This is a genomic window from Streptomyces sp. NPDC088553 (assembly GCF_044752965.1).
In the GTDB taxonomy this organism is placed as follows: Bacteria; Actinomycetota; Actinomycetes; order Streptomycetales; family Streptomycetaceae; genus Streptomyces.
Genome location: NZ_JBIVMG010000009.1, coordinates 1 through 26,916 on the forward strand (window position 1 = coordinate 1; position 26,916 = coordinate 26,916).

At 72.7% G+C, this 26,916-nt stretch carries 25 protein-coding genes; 12 read left to right on the top strand and 13 right to left on the bottom strand.

Annotated features, from left to right (window positions below; genetic code table 11):
- The 3 genes from ACIP8Z_RS28465 to ACIP8Z_RS28475 form a co-directional block, all read left to right on the top strand.
- The coding region (locus ACIP8Z_RS28465) for an acyl-CoA dehydrogenase family protein (RefSeq protein ID WP_402088345.1) at positions 1-303 on the top strand (303 nt) is incomplete at its 5' end.
- A 28-nt stretch (positions 304-331) separates the two neighbouring features.
- Positions 332-1,117 (top strand): electron transfer flavoprotein subunit beta/FixA family protein, encoded by a 786-nt coding sequence (locus ACIP8Z_RS28470; protein ID WP_073906858.1) that lies wholly within the window; start codon positions 332-334, stop codon positions 1,115-1,117.
- 38 nt (positions 1,118-1,155) lie between these two features.
- Complete coding sequence (locus ACIP8Z_RS28475; protein WP_266970384.1) at positions 1,156-2,112, top strand: electron transfer flavoprotein subunit alpha/FixB family protein; 957 nt, start codon at positions 1,156-1,158, stop codon at positions 2,110-2,112.
- A gap of 103 nt (positions 2,113-2,215) precedes the next feature.
- Here ACIP8Z_RS28475 and ACIP8Z_RS28480 read toward each other — a convergent pair whose 3' ends face one another.
- The 5 genes from ACIP8Z_RS28480 to ACIP8Z_RS28500 form a co-directional block, all read right to left on the bottom strand.
- Entirely contained in the window at positions 2,216-2,605 is a 390-nt protein-coding gene (locus tag ACIP8Z_RS28480; protein WP_402088349.1) for a zinc ribbon domain-containing protein, read from the bottom strand.
- Positions 2,606-2,727: 122 nt separating this feature from the next.
- Positions 2,728-3,444, bottom strand: a complete 717-nt coding sequence (locus ACIP8Z_RS28485) for a TetR family transcriptional regulator (RefSeq protein WP_402088352.1) — start codon at positions 3,442-3,444, stop codon at positions 2,728-2,730.
- 111 nt (positions 3,445-3,555) lie between these two features.
- Positions 3,556-4,317, bottom strand: coding sequence for an SDR family NAD(P)-dependent oxidoreductase (locus ACIP8Z_RS28490; protein WP_402088355.1), 762 nt, complete (start codon positions 4,315-4,317; stop codon positions 3,556-3,558).
- Positions 4,318-4,497: 180 nt separating this feature from the next.
- Positions 4,498-4,965 (bottom strand): cyanase, encoded by a 468-nt coding sequence (gene cynS / locus ACIP8Z_RS28495; RefSeq protein WP_402088358.1) that lies wholly within the window; start codon positions 4,963-4,965, stop codon positions 4,498-4,500.
- Between the two features lie 72 nt (positions 4,966-5,037).
- Complete coding sequence (locus ACIP8Z_RS28500) at positions 5,038-5,634, bottom strand: carbonic anhydrase (RefSeq protein ID WP_402088361.1); 597 nt, start codon at positions 5,632-5,634, stop codon at positions 5,038-5,040.
- Positions 5,635-5,729: 95 nt separating this feature from the next.
- Between ACIP8Z_RS28500 and cynR the strand changes: the two genes are divergently transcribed.
- The 3 genes from cynR to ACIP8Z_RS28515 all read left to right on the top strand — a co-directional run bounded on the left by cynR (position 5,730) and on the right by ACIP8Z_RS28515 (position 8,091).
- Entirely contained in the window at positions 5,730-6,665 is a 936-nt protein-coding gene (gene cynR, locus ACIP8Z_RS28505; protein ID WP_402088364.1) for a transcriptional regulator CynR, read from the top strand.
- Between the two features lie 151 nt (positions 6,666-6,816).
- Positions 6,817-7,380, top strand: a complete 564-nt coding sequence (locus tag ACIP8Z_RS28510; protein ID WP_402088874.1) for a heme-binding protein — start codon at positions 6,817-6,819, stop codon at positions 7,378-7,380.
- A 45-nt stretch (positions 7,381-7,425) separates the two neighbouring features.
- Positions 7,426-8,091: an ankyrin repeat domain-containing protein gene (locus tag ACIP8Z_RS28515; RefSeq protein WP_402088367.1), complete on the top strand. Its 666-nt coding sequence runs from the start codon at positions 7,426-7,428 to the stop codon at positions 8,089-8,091.
- On the opposite strand, the gene ACIP8Z_RS28520 is transcribed toward ACIP8Z_RS28515, so the two are convergent.
- The gene (locus ACIP8Z_RS28520) at positions 8,066-9,214 is read right to left on the bottom strand and encodes an acyl-CoA dehydrogenase family protein (protein WP_402088370.1); all 1,149 of its coding nucleotides are present in this window, start codon (positions 9,212-9,214) and stop codon (positions 8,066-8,068) included. The two genes, ACIP8Z_RS28515 and ACIP8Z_RS28520, sit on opposite strands and share 26 nt — an antisense overlap.
- A gap of 116 nt (positions 9,215-9,330) precedes the next feature.
- On the opposite strand from ACIP8Z_RS28520, the gene ACIP8Z_RS28525 reads away from it, so the two are divergent.
- Both ACIP8Z_RS28525 and ACIP8Z_RS28530 read left to right on the top strand, forming a co-directional pair.
- Positions 9,331-9,936: a TetR/AcrR family transcriptional regulator gene (locus tag ACIP8Z_RS28525; RefSeq protein ID WP_319321807.1), complete on the top strand. Its 606-nt coding sequence runs from the start codon at positions 9,331-9,333 to the stop codon at positions 9,934-9,936.
- A gap of 92 nt (positions 9,937-10,028) precedes the next feature.
- Entirely contained in the window at positions 10,029-11,375 is a 1,347-nt protein-coding gene (locus ACIP8Z_RS28530) for an ROK family protein (protein ID WP_402088374.1), read from the top strand.
- 118 nt (positions 11,376-11,493) lie between these two features.
- On the opposite strand, the gene ACIP8Z_RS28535 is transcribed toward ACIP8Z_RS28530, so the two are convergent.
- The 5 genes from ACIP8Z_RS28535 to ACIP8Z_RS28555 form a co-directional block, all read right to left on the bottom strand.
- Positions 11,494-12,630 (bottom strand): XdhC family protein, encoded by a 1,137-nt coding sequence (locus tag ACIP8Z_RS28535; RefSeq protein WP_402088377.1) that lies wholly within the window; start codon positions 12,628-12,630, stop codon positions 11,494-11,496.
- 43 nt (positions 12,631-12,673) lie between these two features.
- Positions 12,674-14,140 (bottom strand): NCS2 family permease, encoded by a 1,467-nt coding sequence (locus tag ACIP8Z_RS28540; RefSeq protein ID WP_017238279.1) that lies wholly within the window; start codon positions 14,138-14,140, stop codon positions 12,674-12,676.
- Positions 14,141-14,428: 288 nt separating this feature from the next.
- A complete protein-coding gene (pucD, locus tag ACIP8Z_RS28545; protein WP_402088380.1) occupies positions 14,429-16,834 on the bottom strand; it encodes a xanthine dehydrogenase subunit D in 2,406 nt (801 codons plus the stop codon).
- A 2-nt stretch (positions 16,835-16,836) separates the two neighbouring features.
- Entirely contained in the window at positions 16,837-17,424 is a 588-nt protein-coding gene (locus ACIP8Z_RS28550) for a (2Fe-2S)-binding protein (protein WP_402088383.1), read from the bottom strand.
- A gap of 2 nt (positions 17,425-17,426) precedes the next feature.
- Complete coding sequence (locus ACIP8Z_RS28555) at positions 17,427-18,317, bottom strand: FAD binding domain-containing protein (RefSeq protein ID WP_402088386.1); 891 nt, start codon at positions 18,315-18,317, stop codon at positions 17,427-17,429.
- A 309-nt stretch (positions 18,318-18,626) separates the two neighbouring features.
- On the opposite strand from ACIP8Z_RS28555, the gene ACIP8Z_RS28560 reads away from it, so the two are divergent.
- Together ACIP8Z_RS28560 and ACIP8Z_RS28565 are read left to right on the top strand one after the other, a co-directional pair.
- Positions 18,627-20,324: a PucR family transcriptional regulator gene (locus tag ACIP8Z_RS28560; protein ID WP_402088389.1), complete on the top strand. Its 1,698-nt coding sequence runs from the start codon at positions 18,627-18,629 to the stop codon at positions 20,322-20,324.
- Between the two features lie 314 nt (positions 20,325-20,638).
- Positions 20,639-21,427: a hypothetical protein gene (locus tag ACIP8Z_RS28565; RefSeq protein WP_402088392.1), complete on the top strand. Its 789-nt coding sequence runs from the start codon at positions 20,639-20,641 to the stop codon at positions 21,425-21,427.
- Positions 21,428-21,493: 66 nt separating this feature from the next.
- On the opposite strand, the gene ACIP8Z_RS28570 is transcribed toward ACIP8Z_RS28565, so the two are convergent.
- Both ACIP8Z_RS28570 and ACIP8Z_RS28575 read right to left on the bottom strand, forming a co-directional pair.
- Entirely contained in the window at positions 21,494-23,170 is a 1,677-nt protein-coding gene (locus ACIP8Z_RS28570; protein WP_402088394.1) for a WD40 repeat domain-containing protein, read from the bottom strand.
- A 148-nt stretch (positions 23,171-23,318) separates the two neighbouring features.
- Entirely contained in the window at positions 23,319-24,296 is a 978-nt protein-coding gene (locus tag ACIP8Z_RS28575; protein ID WP_402088877.1) for a GntR family transcriptional regulator, read from the bottom strand.
- Between the two features lie 407 nt (positions 24,297-24,703).
- Here ACIP8Z_RS28575 and ACIP8Z_RS28580 point away from each other — a divergent pair, with 407 nt between their 5' ends.
- Together ACIP8Z_RS28580 and ACIP8Z_RS28585 are read left to right on the top strand one after the other, a co-directional pair.
- Positions 24,704-25,570, top strand: a complete 867-nt coding sequence (locus tag ACIP8Z_RS28580; protein WP_402088397.1) for a (2Fe-2S)-binding protein — start codon at positions 24,704-24,706, stop codon at positions 25,568-25,570.
- Between the two features lie 204 nt (positions 25,571-25,774).
- Positions 25,775-26,899 (top strand): DUF2637 domain-containing protein, encoded by a 1,125-nt coding sequence (locus ACIP8Z_RS28585; protein ID WP_402088400.1) that lies wholly within the window; start codon positions 25,775-25,777, stop codon positions 26,897-26,899.
- The last annotated feature ends 17 nt before the right edge of the window (positions 26,900-26,916 follow it).

The following is a 26,916-nucleotide window of genomic DNA, read 5'->3' on the forward strand; positions in this document are numbered from 1 at the left end:
CTCGCCGACATGGCCATGAAGCTCGAAGCCGCCCGCCAGCTCACCTACGCCGCCGCCGCCAGGTCCGAGCGCGTCTCCGCCGGAGGCGACAAGGAGGACCTCACCTTCTTCGGCGCCGCCGCCAAGTGCTTCGCCTCCGACGTCGCCATGGAGGTCACCACCGACGCCGTCCAGCTCCTCGGCGGCTACGGCTACACCCGCGACTACCCCGTCGAGCGCATGATGCGCGACGCCAAGATCACCCAGATCTACGAGGGCACCAACCAGGTCCAGCGCATCGTCATGGCCCGCAACCTCCCGTAATCGTCTGTCACTTGAAAGGAGCCAGGCCGTGACCCTGAGGATCGCAGTCTGTGTGAAGTACGTACCCGACGCGACCGGCGACCGCGGTTTCGCCGACGACCTGACGGTCGACCGCGACGAGGTCGACGGCCTGCTGTCGGAGCTCGACGAGTACGCCGTCGAGCAGGCGCTGCGGATCTCCGAGGAGTCCGACGACGCCGAGGTCACCGTCGTCACGGTCGGCCCGGACGACGCCAAGGACGCGCTGCGCAAGGCGCTGTCGATGGGCGCCGACAAGGCCGTCCACGTCAACGACGAGGACATCCACGGCTCCGACGTGATCGCCACCTCGGCGATCCTCGCCAAGGCCCTGGAGAAGACCGGCTTCGACCTGGTCGTCTGCGGCATGGCCTCGACCGACGGCACCATGGGCGTGCTGCCCGCGCTGCTCGCCGAGCGGCTGAGCCTGCCGCAGGTCACCCTGCTGTCGGAGCTCTCCGTCGAGGACGGTCTCGTGAAGGGCCGCCGTGACGGCGACGCCGCCACCGAGCTCCTGGAGGCCCCGCTGCCGGCGGTCGTCTCGGTCACCGACCAGTCCGGTGAGGCCCGTTACCCCTCCTTCAAGGGGATCATGGCCGCCAAGAAGAAGCCGGTCCAGGAGCTGGACCTGGACGACCTGGACATCGACGCCGACGAGGTGGGCCTCGCCGGGGCGTGGACCCTGGTCGACGCCGTGGCCGCGCGCCCGGCCCGTACGAAGGGCACGATCGTCACGGACGAGGGCGACGGCGGCAAGCAGCTCGCCGCCTTCCTCGCCACCCAGAAGTTCATCTGACCCACCGTCAGCCTGACACCCCACAGGAGCAACGAATCATGGCTGAGATCCTGGTTCTCGTGGACCACGCCGACGGTGCGGTCCGCAAGCCTGCCCTCGAACTGCTGACCCTGGCCCGCCGGATCGGCGAGCCCTCGGCGGTCGTGCTCGGCGCCGGCGAGGCCGCGGCCTCGATCGCCGCCACCGCCGGCGAGTACGGCGCGGCGACCGTGTACGTCGCGGACGGCGCCGAGTTCACCGAGCAGCTGGTCGTGCCGAAGGTCGACGCGCTGACCCAGCTCGCCCAGGAGAAGGGGGCGGCCGCCGTCCTGGTGACCTCCTCCGGCGAGGGCAAGGAGATCGCGGCCCGCGTCGCGCTCCGTCTCGGCTCCGGTCTGATCACCGACGCCGTGGAGCTGGAGGCCGGCGAGAACGGCCCGGTCGCCACGCAGTCCGTCTTCGCCGCCTCGTACCAGGTGCGCTCGACGGTCACGCACGGCGTGCCGGTCATCACCGTCAAGCCGAACTCCGCGGCCCCGGAGGCCTCTTCGGCCGCCGGCACGGTCGAGAACGTCACCGTCTCCTTCACCGGCAACGCCGCCAGGGTCGTCGCGCGCACCCCGCGCGTCTCCACCGGCCGCCCGGAGCTGACCGAATCCGCGATCGTGGTCTCCGGCGGCCGTGGTGTCGGCGCGGCCGAGGGCTTCGCGGTCGTCGAGAAGCTGGCCGACTCGCTCGGCGCGGCCGTCGGCGCCTCCCGCGCCGCCGTGGACGCCGGCTGGTACCCGCACTCCAACCAGGTCGGCCAGACCGGCAAGCAGGTCTCGCCGCAGCTGTACGTCGCGGCGGGCATCTCCGGCGCGATCCAGCACCGGGCCGGCATGCAGACGTCGAAGACGATCGTCGCGGTCAACAAGGACCCCGAGGCCCCGATCTTCGACCTGGTGGACTACGGCGTGGTCGGCGACCTCTTCGAGGTGCTGCCGCAGCTGACGGACGAGATCGGCGCCCGCTGACCCGTCCGCGCCGGATGACGCGATAGGGGCGGGTGGTGGCACTCTGTGCCACCACCCGCCCCTATCCTGTGTCCGCCGAAGCGGATGAACCGGATCCGGCGGATCAGATCCACCCGTCGAGGGGGACCTCCTCGCAGAGTCGGACGATGGGCCTGCGACCGGTCACGCCGACCCCCGAGGAGACCTTGACCCGGACGCCGGGGCGCACCGCGTGCAGCGGCCCGTCGACCCGGCAGCGGACCGTGAAGCCCTCCGTCATGTACACCGGCCAGAGGTCGGCGTCGGCCGCGGCGACCCCGCGCCGTACGGAGATCACGCCCTCGCCCTCGCTGAGTTCGGGGTTGAGATCGGTCGACCCGCAGGTCGGACAGAGCAGTCGCTGGAACGTCGTGGTGTGGCACCAGCGGCAGCGCTGGAAGTAGAGCTCGGTGTCGGGGCCCGCCTCCTCGGCGGCCTGGACGGCGGTCCCGCTCCTCAGTCCCGTGTGGAACACGATGCCTTCTCCTTGCACTCGGCGGCTCGACCGTGCATGGAGCAAAGATATGGCACTGAGTGCCATCAAATAAAGACCTGAGTTCCCTCAATTAGAGATACCGGGAACCCCCGGGGTGGGTCTCAGCCCTCTCCGAGGCTCGATTCCACCTCGCGCACCACGCGCCACATGGGGGTGGACCGCTTGGTGATCACCACGACGACGTCCTCGGCCTCCTCGGCCGGCGCGGCCACGACCGCGTCGGGGCTCCAGGTGCCGCGGACGAACTCCAGGGCGCTGTCCACCTCCGCCAGCGGGTCGCCCTCGCCGCCCGAGCGCAGCCAGTGCCGCAGGGCGTGGTTGTGGGCGGCGACCACGGCCGCCGCGGCCACGTTGGCGCGCAGGGTGCCGTCCCTGCGGTCGGCCCACCGGGTGCGCAGATAGTCGCCGAGGGTCTTCTCGTACCGCCAGACCACCGACAGCTCGTACGTGCGCAGCCCGGTCACCTCGCGGGTGAGCCGGTAGCGCTGCACGGAGAAGGTCGGGTTCTCGGCGTACATGCGCATGACGAGCCGCGCGGCGCCGCAGACCCGGACCATGGGGTCGTCGGAGTCGGCGCTCGCCGCGAGGAAGCGGGTCATGTCGGCGAGGCACTGCTCGTGGTCGGGGAAGACCACGTCCTCCTTCGACGGGAAGTACCGGAAGAAGGACCGCCGGCCGACGCCCGCGAGGGTGACGATGTCGTCGACGGTGGTCTGCTCGTAGCCCCGCTCCAGAAAGAGCTGGAAGGCCGCGGCGATGAGGGAGTCCCGCATCGCGGGCTTCGTGGAGTGCGTCGACGCTGATCCGGCTGTTCCCATGGCCTTGAACCTAACACCCGTATCCCCTCGGCGCGGCACTAGGTGCCGGACGTATCCGGCACCGAGTGCTGTCACGAGGGTACGGAGGCCCGGAGGCGGTGGTACGAAGGCTCAGCGGGCACTCATCCGGAGCGCGCCGTCCATCCGGATCGTCTCGCCGTTGAGGTAGTCGTGCTCGGCGATCATCGTCACCAGGCGGGCGTACTCCTCCGGGCGCGCGAGGCGCTGCGGGAAGGTGACGCTCGCGGCGAGACCGGCCCTGACGTCCTCCCCGAACCCGGCCATCATCGGGGTGTCGACGATGCCGGGGGCGACGGTGACGACCCGGATGCCGAACTGCGCCAGGTCGCGGGCGGCGGTGACCGTCATACCGGCGACGCCCGCCTTGGAGGCGGCGTAGGCGATCTGGCCGACCTGGCCCTCGAAGGCGGCGATCGAGGCGGTGTTGACGACGAGACCGCGCTGCCCGTGTTCGTCGGGCTCGTGCCGGGCGATGGCCTCGGCGGCGAGCCGCATCACGTTGAACGTACCGATCAGGTTGACGTTCACCACGGCCCGGAACAGGTCGAGGTCGTGCGGGCCCTTGCGGCCCAGGATGCGGGCCGAGGGCGCGATGCCGGCGCAGTTCACGGCGATCCGCAGCTCGGCGCCGTCGGCGTCGATCGCGGCGAGGGCCTCGCGGACCTGCTGCTCGTCGGTGACATCCGCGGCGAGCAGCCGGACGCCCTCGGGCAGCTGCCCGGCGGCGGCCACGGCCTTGTCCAGGTCGAGTCCGTAGACCGTGGCGCCCCGGGCGGCGAGCGCCGCGGCGGTGGCGGCGCCGAGGCCGGAAGCGGCACCGGTGACGAGAGCGGCGGAGCCGGCGATGTCCATGGAACTCCTCGTTCGTGTCGTGCGGGTGCGATCCTGCCGCCGGGTTGGCCGCCGGATCGGGCGCGTGCCCGCGGAGGACCGCGCGGTCCGCGCGATCTGCGCCGCCCACCATAGAACCGCAGGCCGCGCCCCCGGAAGCGGAACCAGGAGGACCGTCCGGGGGCGCGTCGGCGCGACGGGTCAGAACGGCTTGGTCGGCAGGTACTTGCCGTCGAGCGTGATGACCGCGCGCTCCCCGCCCTCGGGGTCGGCGACCTTCTTCACATCCAGCCGGAAGTTGATCGCGGAGATGATGCCGTCGCCGAACTCCTCGTGGACCAGGGCCTTCAGCGTGGTCCCGTAGACCTGGAGCATCTCGTAGAAGCGGTAGATGGTCGGGTCGGTCGGGATGCCGTCGAGGGAGCCCCGGGTGGGGATCGTCCGCAGCAGCCGCACCGCGTCCTCGTCCAGGCCGAGGAGCTCGGCGACGGCCCGCGCGGAGTCCTCGGGCAGCGCGTGCTGGCCGAGGACGGCGGCGGTGGTGAAGGCGACGGAGAGACCGGCGGCGTCGGCGATCTGCTGCCAGCTCAGGTCCTTGACGGTCTTGGCGTCGACGGCGGCGACGGCGAGCTCGTGACGGGCGGTGGGGTCGAACTGGGCGTGCACCATGAGAGGTACGTCCTTTCGGTGGGGGTGTGCGGGAAGGGGTGGGTGTGTGTGGGCGTGCGGGAAGGGGCCGGGTCAGGCGGCCGCGTGGGCGAAGGCCCCGGGAAGCTCCTCGACGGTGCCGTCGGCGATGTCGAAGACCCAGCCGTGGAGCCGTACGTCTCCCTGCGCCAGGGCGCGGGCCACCGACGGGTGGGTGGCGAGGTTCGCCAGCTGCGCGGCGACGTTCTCCCGTACGAGCGCGGCCACGTCCCCCGCCCGTCCGGCGGCCGCGGTACGGGCCAGGGAGGCGTCGGCGTGCCGCAGCCAGGCGGCGACGGCGGGCGCCCCGCTCAGGTCGCGGCCCTCGGCGAGCGCGGTCATGGCGCCGCAGGCGGAGTGCCCGCAGACGATGATGTCCCGCACGCCGAGGACGGTGACGGCGTACTCGACGCCGGCGGCGACGCCGTCGGTGCCGGGGGTGTGGGCGGGGACGAGGTTTCCGGCGGTGCGGACGACGAAGAGTTCGCCGGGGTCGGTCTGGGTGATGAGTTCGGGTACGACGCGGGCGTCCGAGCAGCCGATGAACAGCGTGCCGGGGCGATGGACGGTGGCCAGGCGGGCGAAGAGCCCTGCCTTGGCGGGGAAGACCTCCCGCTGGAAGCGGGCGATTCCCTCGGCGAGATGAGGCATGCCTTCACCCTGCACGACCAGCACCTATAGCGTCCAAGACGCCTTATCGATGTCTGCTATAGCTGGCATCTATGGTAGTGGTTAGAGTCGATGCCATGCAGCCGGAACTCCGTCATCTCCGCTATCTGCTCGCCGTCGCCGAGCACGCCAACTTCACCCGGGCCGCCGAAGAGCTCCGGATCGCCCAGCCCACGCTCTCCCAGCAGATCAAGCAGCTGGAGAAGGCCCTCGGGGTGCTGCTCCTGGACCGCACCGGCCGCACGGTGCGCCTCACGGACGCCGGGGAGGCCTACGCGGGCTACGCGCGGCGCGCGCTCCAGGACCTGGCGGCGGGCGAGCGGGCGGTGCTCGACGTGCACGACCTCTCGCGGGGCCTGCTCCGGCTCGCCGCGACCCCCACCTTCACGTACCTCACGGGCCCGCTGGTCGCCGACTTCCACACCCTGCACCCCGGGATCGCCGTGGAGGTACGGGAGTTGCCCCAGGACCGCATCGAGGCCGAGCTCCTCGCCGACCGCCTCGACCTCGGCATCGCCTTCCGGGGCGCCCATCTGCCGGGCATCGAGGACACCACGCTGTTCACCGAAACCCTGGGGCTCGTCGTCGGCCCCGGCCACCCCTTCGCCGGCCGCATCGAACCCGTACCGGCCGCGGAGCTGAACCACCATCACCTCGCCCTGCTCAGCCCGGACTTCGCGACCCGCCGGCACGTCGACGCGTACGTCTCCGAACACGGCCTCCGGCCGCGGATCGCGGTGGAGGCCAACGCCGTCAGCGCGCTGACCGAGATCGTCCTGCGGACTGCGCTCGCCACCGTCCTGCCCGACGCCGTCACCCGGGACCATCCGCGGCTGACCCCCGTCCCGCTCTCCCCCGGCCTGCCGACCCGTGGCGTGACCCTCCTCCGCCGGGCGGCCGGCTACCGGAGCGCGGCCACACGCGCGTTCACGGACCTGGCCGTCCACCGGCACGCGCAGGACGCGGGCGACGAGGGGGACGCGGGCGGCGCGGAGGGTCAACCGATCGGATGACCCCGGGGTCCACCGTTGCGGGCGCCCGAGGCAGCCGGGACGACGACCGACGGCGGCGGGGGACGGCCCCAGGATGGAGGAGAAGCGGGCCACGGAGCACCGACGGCCCCCGCAGCCCACCGAGTTCACTGGAGCAGATCCCATGAAGCACGTGAAGAAGACCTCGCGCACCCGTGTCGTCACCGGTGGCGCGATCGTCTCCGCGCTCGCCCTCGGTGGCTTCGGTGCCTACTCGGCCAGCGCTACCGGCGAGAACACGGCGGCCGCCCCCGCCGCCGCGGTCGCCGAGGCCGACGCCAAGAACAAGAACACCACGCGGTCCACGCACCTGACGATCGAGGCCGCGACGAAGGCCGCGCAGGCGACGCTCGACGCCGCAGAGAAGGAGAACCAGCGCGTCTCCGTCGCGGTCGTCGACCGCAACGGCAACACCATCGTCACCCTCCGCGGCGACGGCGCGGGCCCGCAGTCCTACGAGTCGGCCGAGAAGAAGGCGTACACGGCGGTCTCCTGGAACGCCCCGACCTCGGAGCTGGCCAAGCGCCTCACCAACGCCCCGACCCTGAGGGACATCCCCGGCACCCTGTTCCTCGCCGGTGGCGCCCCGGTGACCGCCAAGGGCGCGCCCATCGCGGGCATCGGTGTCGCGGGCGCCCCCTCGGGCGACCTCGACGAGAAGTTCGCCCAGGCCGGCGTCGCCGCCCTCGGCAAGTAACCCCGCCGGCGGTCCGGCGCCCGCGTCCGCACGAGGAAGGCCACCATGAACGCGCTCGACGACTCCCTCCTGGCGGCCGCCGCGCACGGTGACACCGTCGCCGTCCGCGCGGCCCTCGCCGCGGGCGCCCGGGTCGAGGCCCGGGACCGGCGCCGGCGCACCCCGCTGCTGCACGCCGCCCGGCACGACCACGTCGAGACCGCCCGGGTCCTCCTCGCCGCGGGCGCGGACCCCGACGCCCAGGACGACCGGTGCGACAGCGCCTGGCTGGTCACCGGCGTCACGGGCGGTGTCGCCATGATGCGGACCCTGCTCCCCGCGGGACCTGACCTGGGGCTCACCGACCGCTACGGCGGTACGGCCCTGATCCCGGCGGCCGAGCGGGGCCACGTGGCCTATGTCCGGGCCGTCCTCGCGGAGACGGACATCGACGTCGACCACGTCAACCGGCTGGGCTGGACAGCCCTCCTGGAGGCCGTGATCCTCGGTACGGGCGGCCGCGCGCACCAGAGCGTCGTCGCCCTCCTCCTGGCGGCGGGCGCCGATCCCGCACTCCCGGACCCGCACGGCGACACGGCACTCGACCACGCCACTCGGCACGGCCTCACGGAGATCGCCGGCCTCCTCAGGAATGCTCCCGGACCTCGCTCCGGGGGTGACCCCGGGGCGAGCCGGCGGAGCACCGTCACGGCTGGACGAGCCCCCGGCTGATCACGAGGCGCTGGATCTGGTTGGTGCCCTCGAAGATCTGGGTGATCTTGGCTTCGCGCATGTAGCGCTCGACCGGGAAGTCGCGCGTGTAGCCGTAGCCGCCGAGGACCTGGACCGCGTCCGTCGTGACCTTCATCGCCGTGTCGGTGGCGATGAGCTTGGCCGCGCTGGCCTGGCGGCTGAAGGGGCGGCCGAGGTCGCGGCGGCGGGCCGCGTCCAGGTAGGTGGCGCGGGCCGCGTCGACGGCGGCGGCCATGTCGGCGAGGAGGAAGCCGAGGCCCTGGTGGTCGATGATCCGGCGGCCGAAGGTCGTGCGCTCGTTGGCGTACCCCACGGCGGCGTCGAGGGCGGCCTGCGCGAGGCCCGTGGCGCAGGCGGCGATGCCGAGGCGGCCGCTGTCGAGGGCGCTGAAGGCGATCTGGAGACCCTGGCCCTCGTCACCGACGAGCCGGTCGGTGTCGAGGAGCGCGCCGTCCCAGTAGGCGGAGGTGGTCGGGACGGCCTGGAGGCCCATCTTGCGTTCGGGGGCGCCGAAGCTGAGGCCCTCGGCGGAGCCGGGGGCGAGGAAGCAGGAGATGCCGTGGCTGCCGGGCGCGGTCCGGGCGAAGAGCGCGTAGAAGCCGGCCCTGCCGCCGTGGGTGATCCACGCCTTGGTGCCGGTGATCCGGTACCCGCTGCCGTCGTCCTGCCGCTCGGCCTTGCAGGCGAGGGCGGCCGCGTCGGAGCCGGCCTGCGGCTCGGAGAGGCTGTAGCCGCCGATGGTGCGGCCCTCCAGCATCTCGGGCAGCCAGCGCTCCTTCTGCTCGGTGGTGCCGAAGGTGTGGAGCGGGTGGCAGGCGAGGGTGTGGACGCTGGTGGCGACGGCGACGGCCGCCCAGCGGGCGGCGAGCTCCTCGAGAACCTGCAGGTAGACCTCGTACGGCTGGCCTCCGCCGCCGTACTCCTCCGGGTACGGCAGACCGAGCAGCCCGGCCTCGCCGAGGGTGGCGAACAGTCCTTCCGGGTACCTCTCGGCGGCCTCGTACTCGTCCACCCGCGGAGAGAGCTCCTTGTCGGCGATCTCCCGGGTGAGGGCGATGAGGTCCGCTGCCTCGGGGGTGGGAAGCAGGCGGTCGACATCCATGGCGACTCCAGCGGCGCGCAAAGTGGTACTGGGAAAGGTACTGCAGTACCGCTTAGCGTAGCGCAGACAGGTGTACCCGTAACCCCCTCGGGACGAGGGCCTGGAATACTGGCCGGGTGATCGAGACCCCAGCCGCCGACGCCCCGAAGCTGACCGGCCGCGGAGCGGCCCGCCGCTCCGCCCTCTTCGAGGAGCTCGTCGCCCTCCTGGTCGGCGAGGGGTTCGCCCGGCTGACGCTCGACGATCTCGCCGCGCGCCTGCGCTGCTCGAAGCGGACCCTGTACGGGCTGGCCGGCAGCAAGGAGCAGCTGGTCCGGGCGGCGGTCGTGCACTTCTTCCGGCGCGCGACGGCCCGGGTCGAGGCGGTCCTGGCCGCCGCGACCGACCCCGCCGAGCGGCTGGCCGCCTACCTGCGGGCGGTCTCGGCCGAGCTGGCGCCGGTCTCGCCGCAGTTCTTCGACGACGTGGCGGCGTTCGAGCCGGCGGCGGAGGTGTACGAGCGCAACACGCGCGCGGCGGCCGGCCGGGTCCAGCAGCTCATCGAGGAGGGCGTCCGGGCCGGAGTCTTCCGCGAGGTGCACGTGACCTTCGCGGCCGATGTCATCTCCTCGGTGATGGTCCGCATCCAGCGCCGCCAGGTGGCCGCGGCGACCGGCCTCGCCGACGCCGAGGCGTACGACCAGCTGGCCGAGCTGCTCCTCAGCGGCCTCCGCAGGACCTGAGCCCGCGTTCATGTCCTGAAGGCCCCAGGGGCTTATTTCAGGATGTGAGTTAAACCTCAAGAGAAGGGCGCGCCCAGGGTCCTGACAGCGGTATGTTGCGCTCAGGACTACTTCACCTGGGGGCCCAAGTGACCATGCGGAACGGCCGCACCGTGCGTGACCTACGACGCGAGAACCGCACCGCCGTCCTTCAGCGCCTCTACTTCGAGGGGCCGCTGAGCCGCTTCTCGCTCGGCCCGGCGACCGGCCTCAGCTCGGGCTCCATCAGCAACGTGGTCGCGGAGCTCGTCGCGGAGGGCCTCGTCGAGGAGGCGGGCAGCGTCGACTCGGCCGGCGGGCGCCCTCGTACGCTGCTCCGGGTCTCCCCGGGCAGCGGCTGCATGATCGGCGTCGACGTCGGCGAGACCCGGATCAGGATCGAGCTGTTCGATCTCACCCTCACCGAACTCGCGCGCACCGAACGCCCGTTGGCCGTCGACAGCCCGAACCCCCACGGCCGGTACGAGGTCGGGGTGGTCGTCGGACACCTCCGGGAGGGCATCGCGGAGGTGCTGCGCACCGCGGGCGTGCCCGCGGAGCGGCTCCTCGGCGTCGGCGTCGGCGTCCCCGGCATCGTGGCCCGTACCGCCGAGGACGGCGCGGTCGTGCACGGCCAGACCATCGGCTGGGACGCGGTCCCCCTGGAGCGGCTGCTGCGGGAGAGTGTGGCGCTTCCGGCCTCGGTGCCGTACTGGATCGACAACGGCGCGAAGACCCTGGGCCAGGCCGAGATGTGGTTCGGCGCCGGCCGGGGCGCGCGCAGCGCGGTGGTCGTGCTGTTCGGCTCGGGCGTCGGCGCGTGCGTGGTCACCGACCCGATGGGTCCGGGCCGGGCGATCGAGTGGGGCCATCTGAAGGTGCGGGTCCGGGGGCGCCGCTGCCGCTGCGGAGCCCAGGGCTGCCTGGAGGCGTACGCGGGCGCGGAGGCGCTGCTCGACCGGTGGCGGGAGGCGGGCGGGCGGCCCCCGGCCGGCGCGGACGAGGAGACGGCGCTGACGGCGATGCTGGCGGCGGCGTATCCGCCGGAACCGGGGGCGGAGCCCGACGCCACGGCGCTCGCCGTCCTGGCGGAGACCGCCGAGTACCTGGGCGCCGGATTCGCCGACCTCATCAACCTCTTCCAGCCCGAGCGCATCCTGGTCGGCGGCTGGGCCGGACTCCAGCTCGGCGCCCGCTTCCTGGAGACCGTCAAGGGGCACGCGAACGAGTACGCGCTCACGTACCCGGCGGCCCGGGTCGGCATCGACATGGGCACGCTCGGCCCCGACGCGGTCACGGTCGGCGCGGCGATCCTGCCGCTCGCGGACTTCTTCGGTCGGGGCGGCCGCCGGGCCGAGACGGAGGCGGCCGAGGAGCAGCCGGCCTGGGCGTCGACCGTGCGGGAACGAGAGGCGCACTGAGCGTGCGCCTCCCGTCGACGGCCTTGTCGGGCCGCCCCGAGTGCCCGGCCGGCCGCCGCGTCGCCCGCTGGCCGACGGAGCCCGTGCTCGCGCCGGGCGACGGATCCCGTGCGTCTCGCTAGGCGACGGAGCCTATGCGTCCGATCGGCTCGCGGGGGCCGTCGTGGTGGATCGGGGTGTGGGCGCCCGTGAGGGAGAGGCCCGTGCCGCCCCGGCGGCTGGCGACGATCTCCGCGCCGATCGACAGGGCCGTCTCCTCCGGCGTACGGGCGCCGAGGTCGAGGCCGATCGGGGAGCGCAGGCGGGCGAGTTCGAGTTCGGTGACGCCGACCTCGCGGAGGCGCTCGTTGCGGTCCTCGTGGGTGCGGCGGGAGCCCATCGCGCCGACGTAGGCGACGGGAAGCTTGAGGGCCGCCTGGAGCAGCGGCACGTCGAACTTGGCGTCGTGGGTCAGGACGCAGAGCACCGTACGGCCGTCCACCTCCGTGGACTCCAGGTAGCGGTGGGGCCATTCGACGACGATGTCGTCGGCCTCGGGGAAGCGAGCCGGCGTCGCGAAGACGGGCCGCGCGTCGCACACGGTGACGTGGTAGCCGAGGAACTTGCCGACCCGGACCAGGGCGGCCGCGAAGTCGATGGCACCGAAGACGATCATGCGGGGGGCCGGGACCGAGGACTCGACCAGGAGGGTCAGCGGCTGTCCGCAGCGGCTGCCGTCCTCGCCGATCTCCACCGCGCCGGTGCGGCCCGCGTCGAGCATCGCGCGGGCCTCGCCCGCCGCCGTGCGGTCCAGTTCCGGGTGGCCGCCGAGCTTCCCCTCGTACGAGCCGTCGGGGCGGACCAGGAGCGCCCGGCCCATCAGGTCCTCGGGGCCGGAGACGATCCGGGCCAGGGCCGCCGCCTCCCCCGTGACGGCGGCGGCCAGCGCGGCGTGGAAGACCCCGCCGCGGACCGGGGTGACGAGGATGTCGATGATGCCGCCGCAGGTCAGACCGACCGCGAAGGCGTCCTCGTCGCTGTAGCCGAAGCGCTCGACGACGGTCTTCCCGTCTTCGAGGGCCTGCTGGCACAGGTCGTAGACCGCGCCCTCCACACATCCGCCGGAGACCGAGCCGATCGCCGTGCCGTCGCTGTCGACGGCGAGCGCGGCGCCCGGCTGCCGGGGCGCGCTGCCGCCGACCGCCACGACCGTGGCGACGGCGAACTCGCGTCCCTGCTCGACCCACCGGTGCAGCTCTTCGGCGATGTCCAGCATCTCGAACTCCTCGATATGTGTGTGGAGGGCGACGGTACGGGCGTCAGCTGACGCCCAGCCAGCTCTCGATCGGATGGATCGCGAAGAACACGATGAAGATCGCGGTCAGGCCCCACATGAAGGCGCCCACTTCGCGTGCCTTGCCCTGAGCCGTCTTGATGACGGTGTAGGAGATGACGCCGGCCGCGACACCCGTGGTGATGGTGTACGTGAACGGCATCAGGACCACGGTGAGGAACACCGGGATCGCGACGGAGCGGTCGCTCCAGTCGACGTGCTTGGCGTTCTGCATCATCATCGCGCCGATGACGACCAGGGCGGCGGAGGCCACCTCGGCCGGGACGATCGCGGTGATCGGGGTGAAGAAGAGGCAGGCCGCGAAGAACGCGCCGGTGACGACGGAGGACAGACCCGTGCGGGCACCCTCGCCGACGCCGGTGGCCGACTCGACGAAGACGGTCTGGCCGGAGCCGCCGACGCCGCCGCCGATGACACCGCCGGCACCGTCGATGAACAGCGCCTTGGAGAGGCCGGGCATCCGGCCCTGGGAGTCGGCGAGCTTGGCCTCGGAGCCGACGCCGATGATCGTGGCCATGGCGTCGAAGAAGCCAGCGAGCACCAGGGTGAAGATGATCATGGTGATCGTGATGTAGCCGACGTCGCCCCAGCCGCTGAAGGACACCTCGCCGATGAGCGAGAAGTCGGGCGTGGAGACCGCGCTGCCGTTGAGCTCCGGCGGGCCGGAGAACCAGGCCTTGGCCGGCAGGTCGCCGACGGCGTTGACGACGGCGGCGATGACCGTGCCCGCCACGATGCCGATCAGGATGGCGCCGGGCACGTTGCGGGCCTGGAGCGCGAAGATCAGCAGCAGCGTGAAGGCGAAGATGAGGACCGGCCAGCCGGCCAGCTCACCGGCCGGGCCCAGGACGACCGGGCCACCACCGGGAGAGGGGTTCTCGTGGACGAAGCCCGCCTTGACGAAGCCGATCAGTGCGATGAAGAGGCCGATGCCGATGGTGATCGCGTGCTTGATCGCCAACGGGATCGCGTTCATGATCATCTCACGGAGGCCGGTGACCACCAGGAGACAGATCACCACACCGTAGGCCACACACATGGCCATCGCCTGCGGCCAGGTCATGACGGCGATGACCTGCGAGGACAGCACGCCGGAGACGCTCAGACCGGCCGCGAGGGCGAGCGGGACCTTGCCCCAGAAGCCCATCAGCAGGGTGGTCACGGCGGCGGCGAGAGCGGTCGCAGTGATGAGTGCGGGCTGGCTGAGGACGTTGCCGTCCACATCCTTGCCGCCGAGGATCAGGGGGTTGAGCAGGAGAATGTACGCCATCGCCATGAAGGTGGTGACGCCGCCGCGGATCTCCGTCGCGACGGTGGATCCTCTCTCCGAGATGTGAAAGTACCGGTCGAGCCAAGAGCGGCCGGCGGGGACGTTCGAGCCGGAGCCCGCGTCCTCCGAAGCGGTCTTGGGCTCCACAGACGACTGGGTCATGGGGCCTACTCCCAAGGTTCAAAGGGGCACCCGCGTCAGACTTCGAAGGACTTCTGATCTGCTGAAGTTGCGGGATTTGGGATGCTGCGTGGGCTGCACGACCCGGGGGACGGCCCGAGACGAACGGAATGAATCGGTACTGCGGCACTGCGGGATACTGCCGGTGGTGCTGGTACTGCGGTGACACGGGGTGCTGCTGGTACTGCGGGTACTGCTGGGGGTCACTCCGGGCGGTACGGGCTGGGGAAGTGTGACGTTCCCTGGGAGGCACGTACCGCCCGGAGAGTCCTAGAGGGTGCCGGTGAGCGCCTCGGGGCGGACCGGCGTCTTGTTGAGCTCCAGGCCCGTCGCGTTCCGGATCGCCGCGAGGACGGCCGGGGTGGACGACAGGGTCGGGGCCTCGCCGAGTCCCCGCAGGCCGTACGGCGCCTTGGGGTCGGCCAGTTCGAGCACGTCGACCGGGATGGTCGGCGTGTCGAGGATCGTCGGGATCAGGTAGTCCGTGAACGAGGGGTTGCGCACCTTCGCGGTCTTCGGGTCCACGATGATCTCTTCCATCACCGCGACGCCCAGGCCCTGGGTGGTGCCACCCTGGATCTGGCCGACGACGGAGAGCATGTTGAGCGCCTTGCCGACGTCCTGGGCGGTCGCGAGCTCGATGACCTTCACCAGGCCGAGCTCGGTGTCCACCTCCACGACCGCGCGGTGCGCGGCGAAGGTGTACTGGACGTGGCCGTCGCCCTGGCCGGTGACCAGGTCGAAGGGGACGGTCGGGCGGTGCCGGAACTCGAGTTCGAGATCGATCGGCTCCTCGTCCTCCAGGATGTCGGCGAGGGTCGCGAGGACCTCGCCGCCGTCGGTGACGACCTTGCCGGCCTCCAGGAGGAGCTCGGCGGTCGCCCAGGCGGGGTGGTAGGAGCCGTTCTTGCGGCGGCCGATCTCCAGGACCTTCTCGCGGACGGCCTCGCAGGTGTTCTTCACCGCGCCACCGGTCATGTACGTCTGCCGGGAGGCGGACGTCGAACCGGCGGAGCCGACCTGGGTGTCGGCCGGGTGGATGGTCACCTGGGTGACGCCGAGCTCCGTGCGGGCGATCTGGGCGTGCACGGTGACACCGCCCTGACCGACCTCCGCCATGGCCGTGTGGACCATCGCGACGGGCTCGCCGTTGATGACCTGGAGGACCACGCGGGCGGTGGAGTAGTCGTCGAAGCCCTCGGAGAAGCCGACGTTCTTGATGCCGACGGCGTAGCCGACACCGCGGACGACGCCCTCGCCGTGGGTGGTGTTGGAGAGACCGCCGGGCAGCGCGCGGACGTCCGCCTGCTCACCGGCGGAGAGCCACTGCTGCTCGGGCGGCAGCGGACGGGCCTTGACCCGGCGCAGGAGCTCGGCGACCGGCGCCGGCGAGTCCACGACCTGGCCGGTCGGCATGATCGTGCCCTGCTCCATGGCGTTGATCTGGCGGAACTCCACCGGGTCCATGCCCAGCTTCTTCGCGACCTTGTCCATCTGGGCCTCGTACGCGAAGCAGGCCTGGACCGCGCCGAAGCCGCGCATCGCGCCGCAGGGCGGGTTGTTGGTGTAGAGGGCGACCGCCTCGATCTCGACGTCGTCGATCACGTAGGGGCCCGCGCCGAGCGAGGAGGCGTTGCCGACGACGGCCGGGGAGGCCGAGGCGTAGGCGCCGCCGTCGAGCACGATCCGCGCCTTCATGTGCGTGAGCTTGCCGTCCTTGGTGGCGCCGTGCTCGTACCAGAGCTTCGCCGGGTGGCGGTGCACGTGGCCGAAGAAGGACTCGAAGCGGTTGTAGACGATCTTGACCGGCTTGCCCGTGCGGAGCGCGAGGAGGCAGGCGTGGATCTGCATCGAGATGTCCTCGCGGCCGCCGAAGGCACCGCCGACGCCGGAGAGCGTCATACGGACCTTCTCCTCGGGCAGGCCGAGGACGGGGGCGATCTGCTTGAGGTCCGAGTGCAGCCACTGGGTGGCGACGTACAGGTCCACGCCGCCGTCCTCGGCGGGCACGGCGAGGCCGGACTCCGGGCCGAGGAAGGCCTGGTCCTGCATGCCGAAGACGTACTCGCCCTCGACGATCACGTCGGCCTTCTTGCGGGCCTCCGCCACGTCTCCGCGGATGATCGGCTGGCGGTGCACGATGTTCGGGTGGGGGACGTGACCGATGTGGTGGTCGTCGCGGCCCTCGTGGATCAGCGGCGCGTCGGGGGCGAGCGCGGAGGCCTCGTCCGTGACGAGCGGCAGCTCCTTGTACTCGATCTTGATCTTGGCGGCCGCGCGACGGGCGGTCTCCGGGTGGTCGGCGGCGACCAGCGCCACCGGCTCGCCGTGGTGACGCACCTTGCCATGGGCCAGGACCGGCGTGTCCTGGATCTCCAGGCCGTAGTGCTTCATCTCGGCGGGCAGGTCGTCGTACGTCAGGACGGCGTAGACGCCGGACATCGCGAGCGCCTCGGAGATGTCGATGGAGACGATCTCGGCGTGCGCGACGGTGGAGCGGAGCGTCTGGCCCCAGAGCATGTCCTCGTGCCACATGTCCGAGGAGTAGGCGAACTCGCCGGTGACCTTGAGGGTGCCGTCCGGGCGGAGCGTGGACTCGCCGATGCCGCCCTTGGTGTGGTTCTGGGTGACGTTCGTCGGCGTACCGGCCGGAACGGTGCGGGTGTTCTGCGCCATGGTCAGACCGCCTCTCCCTGACGGGCGGCCGCGAGGCGGACCGCGTCGAGGATCTTCTCGTAGCCCGTGCAGCGGCAGAGGTTGCCGGAGAGGGCCTCACGGATGTCCTGGTCGGACGGGTCGCTCTGCCGCTCCAGGAGCTCGTCGGCGGCGATCAGCAGACCCGGGGTGCAGAAACCGCACTGGACGGCGCCGGCGTCGATGAACGCCTGCTGGATCGGCGACAGTTCGATGCCCTCGCCGGTCTGCGAGTCCTGACCGGGCTTGGCTTCCCACTTCTTGGCGGCGTCGAGCGAGGTGCCGCAGGCGCCGGAGGCGCAACCGGCGTGCTCGGAACGCTCCTTGGCGAAATCGGCGAGGCCCTCGACGGTGACGACCTCGCGGCCCTCGACCTGTCCGGCCGCGACGAGGCAGGAACAGACCGGCACTCCGTCGAGGCGGACCGTGCAGGAACCGCACTCGCCCTGCTCGCAGGCGTTCTTGGAGCCGGGCAGGCCCATCCGCTCACGCAGGACGTAGAGGAGGGACTCGCCCTCCCAGACGTCGTCGGCTTCCTGCGGACGCCCGTTGACCGTGAAATTGACGCGCATGGTTATGCAGCTCCCTCAAGCGTGCGGCCGGTGCCGCGGTACTGCTCCCAGGTCCAGCCGAGCTGGCGGCGGGCCATGATGCCGACGGCGTGGCGGCGGTACTTGGCGGTGCCTCGGACATCGTCGATCGGGTTGGCGGCGCCCGAGCACAGGTCGGCGAACTGCTTCGCGATCGACGGGGTGATGATCTTGCCGTTGTCCCAGAAGCCGCCCTCCTCCAGAGCCGCGTTCAGGAAGGCCTCGGCCTCCTTGGCGCGGATCGGGGTCGGCGCGGCGGAGCCGATGCCGGTCCGCACGGTCCGGGTCTCCGGGTGCAGGGCCAGGCCGAAGGCGCAGACCGCGATGACCATCGCGTTGCGGGTGCCGACCTTGGAGTACTGCTGGGGCCCGTCCGCCTTCTTGATGTGGACGGTCTTGATGAGCTCGTCGGGCTCCAGCGCGTTGCGCTTCACGCCCGTGTAGAACTCGTCGATCGGGATGAACCGGCTGCCGCGCACCGACTCGACCTCGACCTCGGCGCCCGCGGCGAGCAGGGCCGGGTGGGCGTCGCCGGCGGGCGATGCGGTGCCGAGGTTGCCCCCGACGCCGCCGCGGTTGCGGATCTGCGGGGAGGCGACCGTGTGCGAGGCCAGTGCCAGGCCCGGCAGCTCGGCCCGCAGGTTCTCCATGATCTGGGTGTACGGAACGGCGGCGCCGAGGCGGACGTTCTCCTCGCCGACCTCCCACTCGCGCAGCAACTCGATGCGGTTCAGGTCCAGGAGGTACTCGGGCCGCCGGTGGTCGAAGTTGATCTCGACCATGACGTCCGTACCACCCGAAAGGGGCACGGCCGTGGGGTGCTCTGCCTTGGCGGCGAGCGCCTCCTCCCAGCTGGCGGGGCGAAGGAAGTCCATGGTGGCTCTCTTCTAGTGATTCTGGTGATCGGGGGTCGTGCGCAGGGATTCCGGGGGGACGGCCGGTCCTCGACTTCACGTTCATGTGCTGTTAACGCGGTGTGTGGCCTAGTACACAAGCCGACGATCGCCCGGGTGCAGTCACCGAAAACATGAAGGAGTTGGCTGGGTCCCGTCGTCGTCTTGTAGATTCGAACGAAAGGCGGGGAACGGTTACCTCGCCGTTTTCCCCTGGAAACGGTGGCCCCACGCCACCGTCGACAATGCGACATCCCCACCACCCACTGACGAAGGAACGGCGGCGACACGATGCGGCTGCGCGCACTGCTGGAGAACGACGCGCTCGGGCTGCGCCTGCTCGGCGGCGAGGACGAGCTGGACCGCACCGTCCGCGGCGTGATGACGACGGATCTCAAGGACCCCAGCCGGTACCTGTCCGGCGGCGAGCTGGTGCTGACCGGCCTCGCCTGGCTGCGGGAGCCGGCCGACGCCGAGCCCTTCGTCCGGATCCTGGCCTCCGCCGGGGTCGCCGCCCTCGCGGCGGGCGAGGCCGAGCTGGGCGACATCCCCGACGATCTCGTAGAGGCGTGTTCACGCCATCGGCTGCCGCTTTTCGCGGTGAACGAGACCGTTGCGTTCGCGACGATCACCGAACACGTCGTTCGACAGGTCTCCGGCGAGCGGGCGGGTGACCTGGCGGCCGTCGTCGACCGGCACCGGCGGCTCATGACCTCCGGACCGGCGGGCGGCGGACCCGAGGTGGTCCTCGACCTGCTCGGCTCCGACCTGGACCTGCGGGCCTGGGTCCTCTCCCCCACCGGCCGCCAGATCGCCGGCGCGGGCGAGCCCCTCCCGCCCTCGCTGGCCGCCACCCTCGCCGGTGAGCACCTGGCCGCCACCCGGACCGGACGGCGCGGCCCGCACCGGCTGAGCACGGGCGGAACGGCGTACTCCCTCTTCCCGATCCGCAACACCGGCCGGGGCGCCGCCCCCGCCTCCCGTGATGTGCGCGAGACGGTCCTCTCGGACTGGCTCCTCGCCGTCGAGGCGGACGCCGGGGACTGGCCGGCCGCCCGGCTCGACCTGCTCCAGGGCGTCACCCAGCTGATCGCCGTCGAGCGGGACCGGCGCGACGCGGCCCGTACGGTGCGGCGCCGTCTCGCCCAGGAGGTCCTGGAGCTGGTGCAGACGGGCGCCGCGCCCGCCGAGATCGCCGCCAGGCTGCGGGTGGCCGCCCCGGTGCTGCTGCCGGGTCTCGGCACGGCCCCGCACTGGCAGGTGGTCGTGGCCAGGGTCGAGTGGGAGCAGGAGGCCGGTCAGAGCCCCGCCGTGGAGGCCGGCCCGGTCGCCCAGGCGCTCCTGGAGGAGATCCTCGTCGACCCGGCGACCGTGGGCGCCGAGTCCGCCGATCGGATCGCCGTGGCGCACAGCGGCGACGAGGCCATCGCGCTGGTCCCGCTGGCCGCGGGTCCGCTGCCGGACAGCGAGGACGAGAGCCCGGCCACCGCGCTCGGCCTGCACGCGGACGCGCTGCTCGCGGCCGTACGCGCTCCGCTGTCGGCCGGCCTGGCCGACGACGGGCGGCTCACCCTCGGTGTCAGCGCCGCCGTGCACTCGGCGGAGGGCCTGCGCGGGGCCCTGGAGGAGGCCCGGCACGCCCGCCGGGTCGCCGCGGCCCGGCCGGGCCGGGTCTGCGCCGCGGGCCACCACGAGCTGGCCTCGCACGTGCTGCTGCTGCCGTTCGTCCCGGACGACGTCCGGCGCGCGTTCACGGCCCGGCTGCTCGACCCGCTGCGCGACTACGACCGCCGGCACCGGGCAGAGCTCATCCCGACCCTGGAGGCCTTCCTCGACTGCGACGGCTCCTGGACCCGCTGCGCGACCAGGCTCCACCTGCACGTGAACACGCTGCGCTACCGGGTGGGCCGGATCGAGCAGCTCACGGGCCGTGACCTGTCCCGCCTCGAGGACAAGCTCGACTTCTTCCTCGCCCTGCGGATGAGCTGAGACGAGCTGATCGGACGACCCGGGGGATCCCACGCGGATTCACCCTTTCGGGCGAGTCCGACGGAGTGACGTCAGGGCCGGTGGGGGCCCGTCGGCCGGGGCGGCCGGCGGGCCCCGCCGGGGCCTGATCGCGGGCCCGGCGGGGCTTCGGCGCCCTTTCGGCCACGGTCCGGACAGCGGTACACCGATCCACCGGACTCTTGTGAATTCTTTCACCTGACCCCTTGGCCACGTACTCCCCTTCGTGCTGAGATGCGGGTCTCACTCAACAGCTCAATGGCGCGCTCGGGGAGGGCAATGTGGCGGATACCGCCATGTCTGGTTCCGAAACAGGGGGCGGCGGAGACCCGTCCCTCGCCTACGGCAAGGAGACTCCCGTGGAGACCGCCATATGGCGGCTCCGCTCCCGGGGTTGCTGGACGGACGCGGCCGCGCTCCTCGCGCCCCACGCGACCGAACCGGCCGCCGCACTCGAACGGGCCGCGCTGCTGATCGAGCGCTGCCTCTACACGGAACAGGGCTGGGCCGACGCGGAGGAGGCGCTCCGGGCGGCCGAGGCGGTGGCCGGGACCGACGAGGAACGCGGGGCCGCCGCCTGCGAACGCGGTTATCTGGCCTACGCGTCGACCCTTCTGGGGGTGCGCGACCGGGCCGACGAGGCACGCATGGCCCTGGGCCGGGCCGCCGCCCTCATCGCCCCGTCCGCCGAGGGCCGGCCGCTGCTCGACCTGCGGCGCGGGCTCATCGCGCAGAACCTCGGCGACTCCCCGCAGGCGGCCCGCGCCGCGTACCGCAGGGCGCACGCCGGGGCCACCGCGCAGGGCGACTCGCTTCTGCTGTCGTCCACTTGGCGACACCTCGCCGGACTCGCTCTGAGGGAGGGGGAGTTGGCGGAAGCCCGGCATGGCTTCGCCGAATCGCTGCGCATCCGGGAGGAGTTGGGCTACCTGGTCGGTACGGCCCCGGCTCTCACCGCCCTCGCCACCACGGAGACCGAGCCGGAGGCGGGGCGGCTGCGCGCCGAGGCCCGCCGTCTCTTCCGCCTCCTGGGTGGCGTGCCGACCTGGCTCGCGAGCCAGCTGACGCCGCAGCCGGCCACCTGAAGTCCCTCCACTTGAGGGGTTGGTGACGGCACCTCAGGAATCCTGAGGAGTCCTCGGGCCGACGCGTCAGAACGTCGTGCGCTTCGGCACGAGACACACCAGGCTCTCGTCGGTGCCGATGAGCAGGGAGCCGGCGCCGGTCACGGCGACCGCGCGGACCGGGGGGCCCGGGCGGAACGAGAGCGCCGGGCCGCCCTCCGGGCGGTGGAGTCCGACGAGTCCGTCGCCCCAGGCGACGGCGATCAGCGGACCGTGCGAGGTCTCCGTCGCATGCAGGGAGACCACGGGCGAGGGCCGTTCGGTGAGGGGTTCGGGGCGCGGATCGCGGCCCGGGGTCCAGAGCCGGACGGTCCCGTCGACACCGCCGGAGCAGACGAACGGGGTCTCGGAGTCCACCGCCGCGACCGCCGTGACCCGACCGCTGTGCGAGGCGGCCTGGTGCAGGCCCCGCAGACCGAAGGCGTGCACCGAGCCGAGCCGGTCCCCCACCACCACCGAACCCGCGATCGCCGCGAGGGCCGTTCCCGGGTGCCGGGCCAGGGTCGCCGAGACGGCCTCCGTGAGGCGCTCCAGATACGGGGCCCGCGGCGTCGTCCCCCGCACGGTGTGCAGTCGGCCCCGGTCGTCCAGGAGCAGCACGGTGCCGTCGGGCGCGGGAGCGAGCGCGGTGACCCGGCCGGGCACGGTGTGGGCGAGACGGCCCGCCGGACTCGCGTCGGCCTCGTGGAGCAGCCGCACGGCGCCGGTGCGGTCACCGACGAGGAGCGTCCCCTCCAACGGCCCGCCCGCCGCGCCGAGGACGGTGACGGGACCCGGCCAGGGCGGGGTCAGATCGCCGCGGTGCCGGGCCCAGCGCAGCCGCCAGGGCGAGCCCTCCGCGAGCTCGGCGAGCGCGGGACGCAACCGGGGGTCGGCACCGTCGCCGAGCGCGGACAGCAGCACCGACGCCCTTTCGGCGGGAGCCTGTTCGCGGCAGAGGGACTGACCGGCCCGCATCCAGGCGGCCCGGAGACCGCCGTGGTCCTCGGCGGCGCTCTCGCCGGGGCGGGCGGGTGCCTCGGGGCCGTCGAGCGTGCCCGGGAGTCCGGCGGCGGCCGCCCCCGTGACGTACGCGGTGGTGACGAGCAACGGGTCGGCCGTGCAGACGGCCACCGGGTCGGAGAGGTCCGGCAGCGGCCGGGCCCGCTCGGGGGCTCCGGGGCCGGGGGTGCCGTCGTCGCCGTCGAGGTCCACGACGGCTACCCGGCGGTCGGTGCGCAGGGCGGCGGGGGCCGGGGTGCCGCTGCGGGCCTCGACCACGAGACGGACCCGGCCGACGCCCGCGAGCTCGGCGATCAGATCGGTGAGCGCGGCGGGTTCGGCGGCGGCGTGCAGATCGGTGAGGAGCAGGACGGCGCGGCCGGCGGGCCGGGCCTCGCTGGTGGCGAGGGCGTGCACGAGGTCGCCGGGCGACCGCGCCACCACGCCGAGGCGGTCGGCGATCGTCCAGGTCGCGCCGAGGGCGCTCTGTCCGGCCAGCGGAACGAGCACCCGGGCCGTGCGGCGGCGCGGCCGGCCGGCCCGCGGGCCGTGCTTGGCGAACCAGCCGAGCAGAGCCGTCTTGCCGCTGCCGGGGGCGCCGGTGACGAGGCAGAGCCGCGGCGCCTCGGGATCGGTGAGCCAGCCGAGCAGGGCGGTGGCCTCGGTCTCCGTACCGGTGACGGGTCGGCCTCCGTCCGCCGGGGACGGGGTCGCGGACGGCATGGGGCACCTCACGGGCGACGCGGTACGGGCGGCTGTCGCCCTTGACCTTAGTGGGCGCGGGCCCTCGGGGACCGCCCTGTCGCGGGGACGGACTTCCGGGAGCTTCCGCGGGTTTCGCGGGTTTCGCGGGGCGGTCGGGCGACGGGGGTCAGGCGTTGGAGCCCGTGAAGTGTTCGCGGACGAGGGCTTCGACGACCGGGAGGTCCTGGGCGAGCAGGGCGTCGAGCAGAGCGGTGTGCTCGGCCGCGTCGGCGACGAGCACGCCGTGGCGGACGACGGGGGCGCTCATCAGGGGCCACTGGGAGCGGCGGTGGAGGTCGTCGGCGACGGCGAGCAGCTGCTCGTTCCCCGCGAGGGAGAGGACGGCCCGGTGGAAGGCCCGGTCGGCCTCGGCGTAGTGGGCGCGGTCACCCCGGGCCGCGGCGTTCGAGGTCGCCTCCGCGAGCGGGCGGAGCTCGGCCCAGCGGGCGGCCGGGACCGTGCGCGCGAGCCGCAGCATGACGGGGACCTCGATGAGCGCGCGGACCTCGGCGAGTTCGGCGAGCTCGCGCGGGGTGCGTTCGGTGACACGGAAGCCGCGGTTCGGCACGACCTCGACAGCGCCCTCGACGGCGAGGCGCTGCATGGCCTCGCGGACCGGGGTGGCCGAGACGCCGAACCGCTCGCCGAGGGCGGGGGCGGAGTACACCTCGCCGGGGACGAGCTCGCCACCGACGAGGGCGGTGCGGAGCGCGTCGAGGATCTGGCCACGGACGGAATGCCGTACGACACGGGGGACGGGAGCGCGCGCGGGGACGGGAACCGGGGCGACACCGGGCGCGGGGCCGACGCCGGGGCCGTCCGGCTCGCAGTGCGTGTGCTCCCCTCGAACGGCCTCGCCACGGGCGGACTCACTCCGAACGGCGTCGCCACGGAAGACGTCGCCACGGACGGACTCGGTGCGGGCGGACTCGCTCCGAACGGCGTCGCCACGGGCGACCTCAGTCCGAGCGGCCTCGCCGGGGGCGGACCCCGTACGGGGGGACTCGCCGCGGGCGGCCTCGCCACGGGGGAACTCGACATGAGGGAACTCACCTTGCGCCGATTCACCCCGAACAAGCTCAGCTCGTACCGATTCGCACGGAATGCCATCGCCCCGAACCGCCTCGCCACCGGCGGACCCGCCACGGGTGAACTCGCCCTGGGCGGACTCGCCCCGGGCGTACTCCGCGCCACTGGGCCGTCCCGTGCCACGCGCCTGCTCCGGCACCCGTGCGGCCCCCTCCGCGTCCCGGGCGGCGTCGCCGAAGGGCGGGGACGGCCTCTCCGTCGCCCGCTCGCGCGCTGCGCCCTGCTCCACCCGGGTCCTCCTGCGGCCTCGTGCCGGGCCCGGCTCGCGTCGCGCGGGTCCTCTGTGCACCATAGGCGAACAGACCGACATCAGGGGTGTGAGGGCTGCCTCGCTGGTCGGAGGCCCTGGGCCGGTGGTGAGAGGTGACTGCGAATCGGGTAAGGTAAGGCTAACCTGCCAACGCTCGCGATTCGGTGGTCCCCATGACCGTCCCCGCCCTGTTGCCCGCCTCTCCGACCTCGCCCGTCGCGGCCGCCTACGCCCGGCTCGCCGAGGTCTTCCCCCATCTCCGGATGGAGGAACTCGTCCGCGGCGAGCGGCTGCCGCGCGGCGCGGGCTGGGTCGGCGCGGACGAGCTCGCGGCCGGCGGCCCCGATCTCGACGCCTTCCTCGCCTGGGACAACGCGCAGGTGCTGCGCGACTACGGCACCCAGGCCCGGCCCGACGTCGTCGCCAGCTTCGGACTGCACCGGTACGCGTGGCCCGCCTGTCTGCTCGTCACCGTCCCCTGGTTCCTGGACCGCAGGGTGCCCCGGCTGCCCGCACGGAACGTCTCCTTCCAGCGGGCGCTCGGGCGGATGGCCGTCCGGGTGGAGGAGTTCGCCTGTCTGCCCGGCGACCCCGCCGCGTCGCTCCCCGGCGCCCGGGTCGTCCCCGACGAGGACGCCCTGCGGGCCGAGGTGCGCGCCTCGCTCGCCGAGCACTTCGAGGCGATCCTCGAAGGCTTCGGCTCCCGGATGCGGCGCGGCCGCCGCGCCCTGTGGGGGATGGCCACGGACGAGATCGTCGAGGGCCTCTGGTACGTCGGCGCCCTGCTCGGCGAGGAGCGGCGGGCGATGGACGAGCTCGACCTCCTGATGCCGGGCACCGTCAAGCCGTACAAGCCCTACGCGGGCGCTGCGGGCTTCCGCGAACTGCCCGGCACCGAGGGACCGGACGGTGCCCCGCGCGCCACGCGCGACCGGGCGACCTGCTGCTTCTTCTACACGCTGCGCCCCGAGGACACCTGCCTCACCTGTCCGCGCACGTGCGACGCCGAGCGGGTGCGTCGGCTCACGGCGACCGCCTGAGGCTCCCGAGTGATTACGCCACCCGGACGGGTGGCGTAAATCGAACTCAAACCCCTTTCCCTGTATGGGCGTTCGACCAGATCGCACCTATTCGTATGTCGTGGGGCCCCGTTGGCGTGCTCTTGCCCGGAAACCCCTTGAGCGCCCCACGGGGTCGGCCAGTATGGGCCGCCAAACGCCCTACTGCGATGCAAGGGACACCGCATGAGACTGACCGACATATCGCTGGACTGGCTGCTTCCGGGTGGCGTCATGGTGGCCGGAGTCCTGACGGCGGTGGCGGTGCTCGCGCGCGGGAAGCGCGCCGGTGACCAGGCCGCGGCCGAGGACTCCTGGGAACGCAGCGAGGAGCGCCGCAGACGCAAGGAAGCCGTGTACGGCACCGCTTCCTACGTCCTCCTCTTCTGCTGCGCCGCGGTCGCCGCGGCCCTGTCCTTCCACGGCCTCGTCGGCTTCGGCCGGCAGAACCTCAACCTCACCGGGGGCTGGGAGTACCTCGTCCCCTTCGGACTCGACGGCGCCGCCATGTTCTGCTCGGTGCTCGCGGTCCGCGAGGCCAGCCACGGCGACGCGGCCCTCGGCTCGCGCCTGCTCGTCTGGCTGTTCGCGGGCGCGGCGGCCTGGTTCAACTGGGTGCACGCACCGCGTGGCCTGGGCCACGACGGGGCGCCGCAGTTCTTCGCGGGCATGTCCCTCTCGGCGGCGGTCCTCTTCGACCGGGCGCTCAAGCAGACCCGCAGGGCCGCGCTGCGCGAGCAGGGCCTGGTGCCCCGCCCGCTGCCGCAGATCCGGATCGTGCGGTGGATGAGGGCGCCCCGGGAGACGTTCGCCGCCTGGTCGCTGATGCTCCTGGAGGGCGTACGGACCCTGGACGAGGCCGTCGACGAGGTGCGCGAGGACCGGCGGGAGAAGGAGCAGAACCGGATCCGCCGTCGCGACCAGGTCAAGCTCGACCGGGCACGGCTGAAGGCGATCAACCGTCAGCACCGCGCCTTCGGGCTCGGCCGGGGTGGCGGCCGTCAGGTGGAGATGGCGGCGCTCAACGCCACCTCGGGCTCCGGTACGGGCCCGGGTTCGGGGTCCGGCACCGGCTCGGGTTCCGCTTCCGCGTCGGCGTCCGTGCAGGCCGCCGTCGCGGAACCGGCCATAGCGGATCCGGGACAACTGCCGCTTCGACCCCGGCCCTCCCTCCAAGCCGTCAGGGGTCGTGACACGCACACGAGCGACTCCCGGACGGTGGACCTCACCGCGGAGGACGACACCCAGACGCTGCCCCGTCTCGACTCCCTTGAGCGCAAGCTCAAGGACCTGGAGCAGCAGTTCGGCTGAGCATCACTCCGTCCACC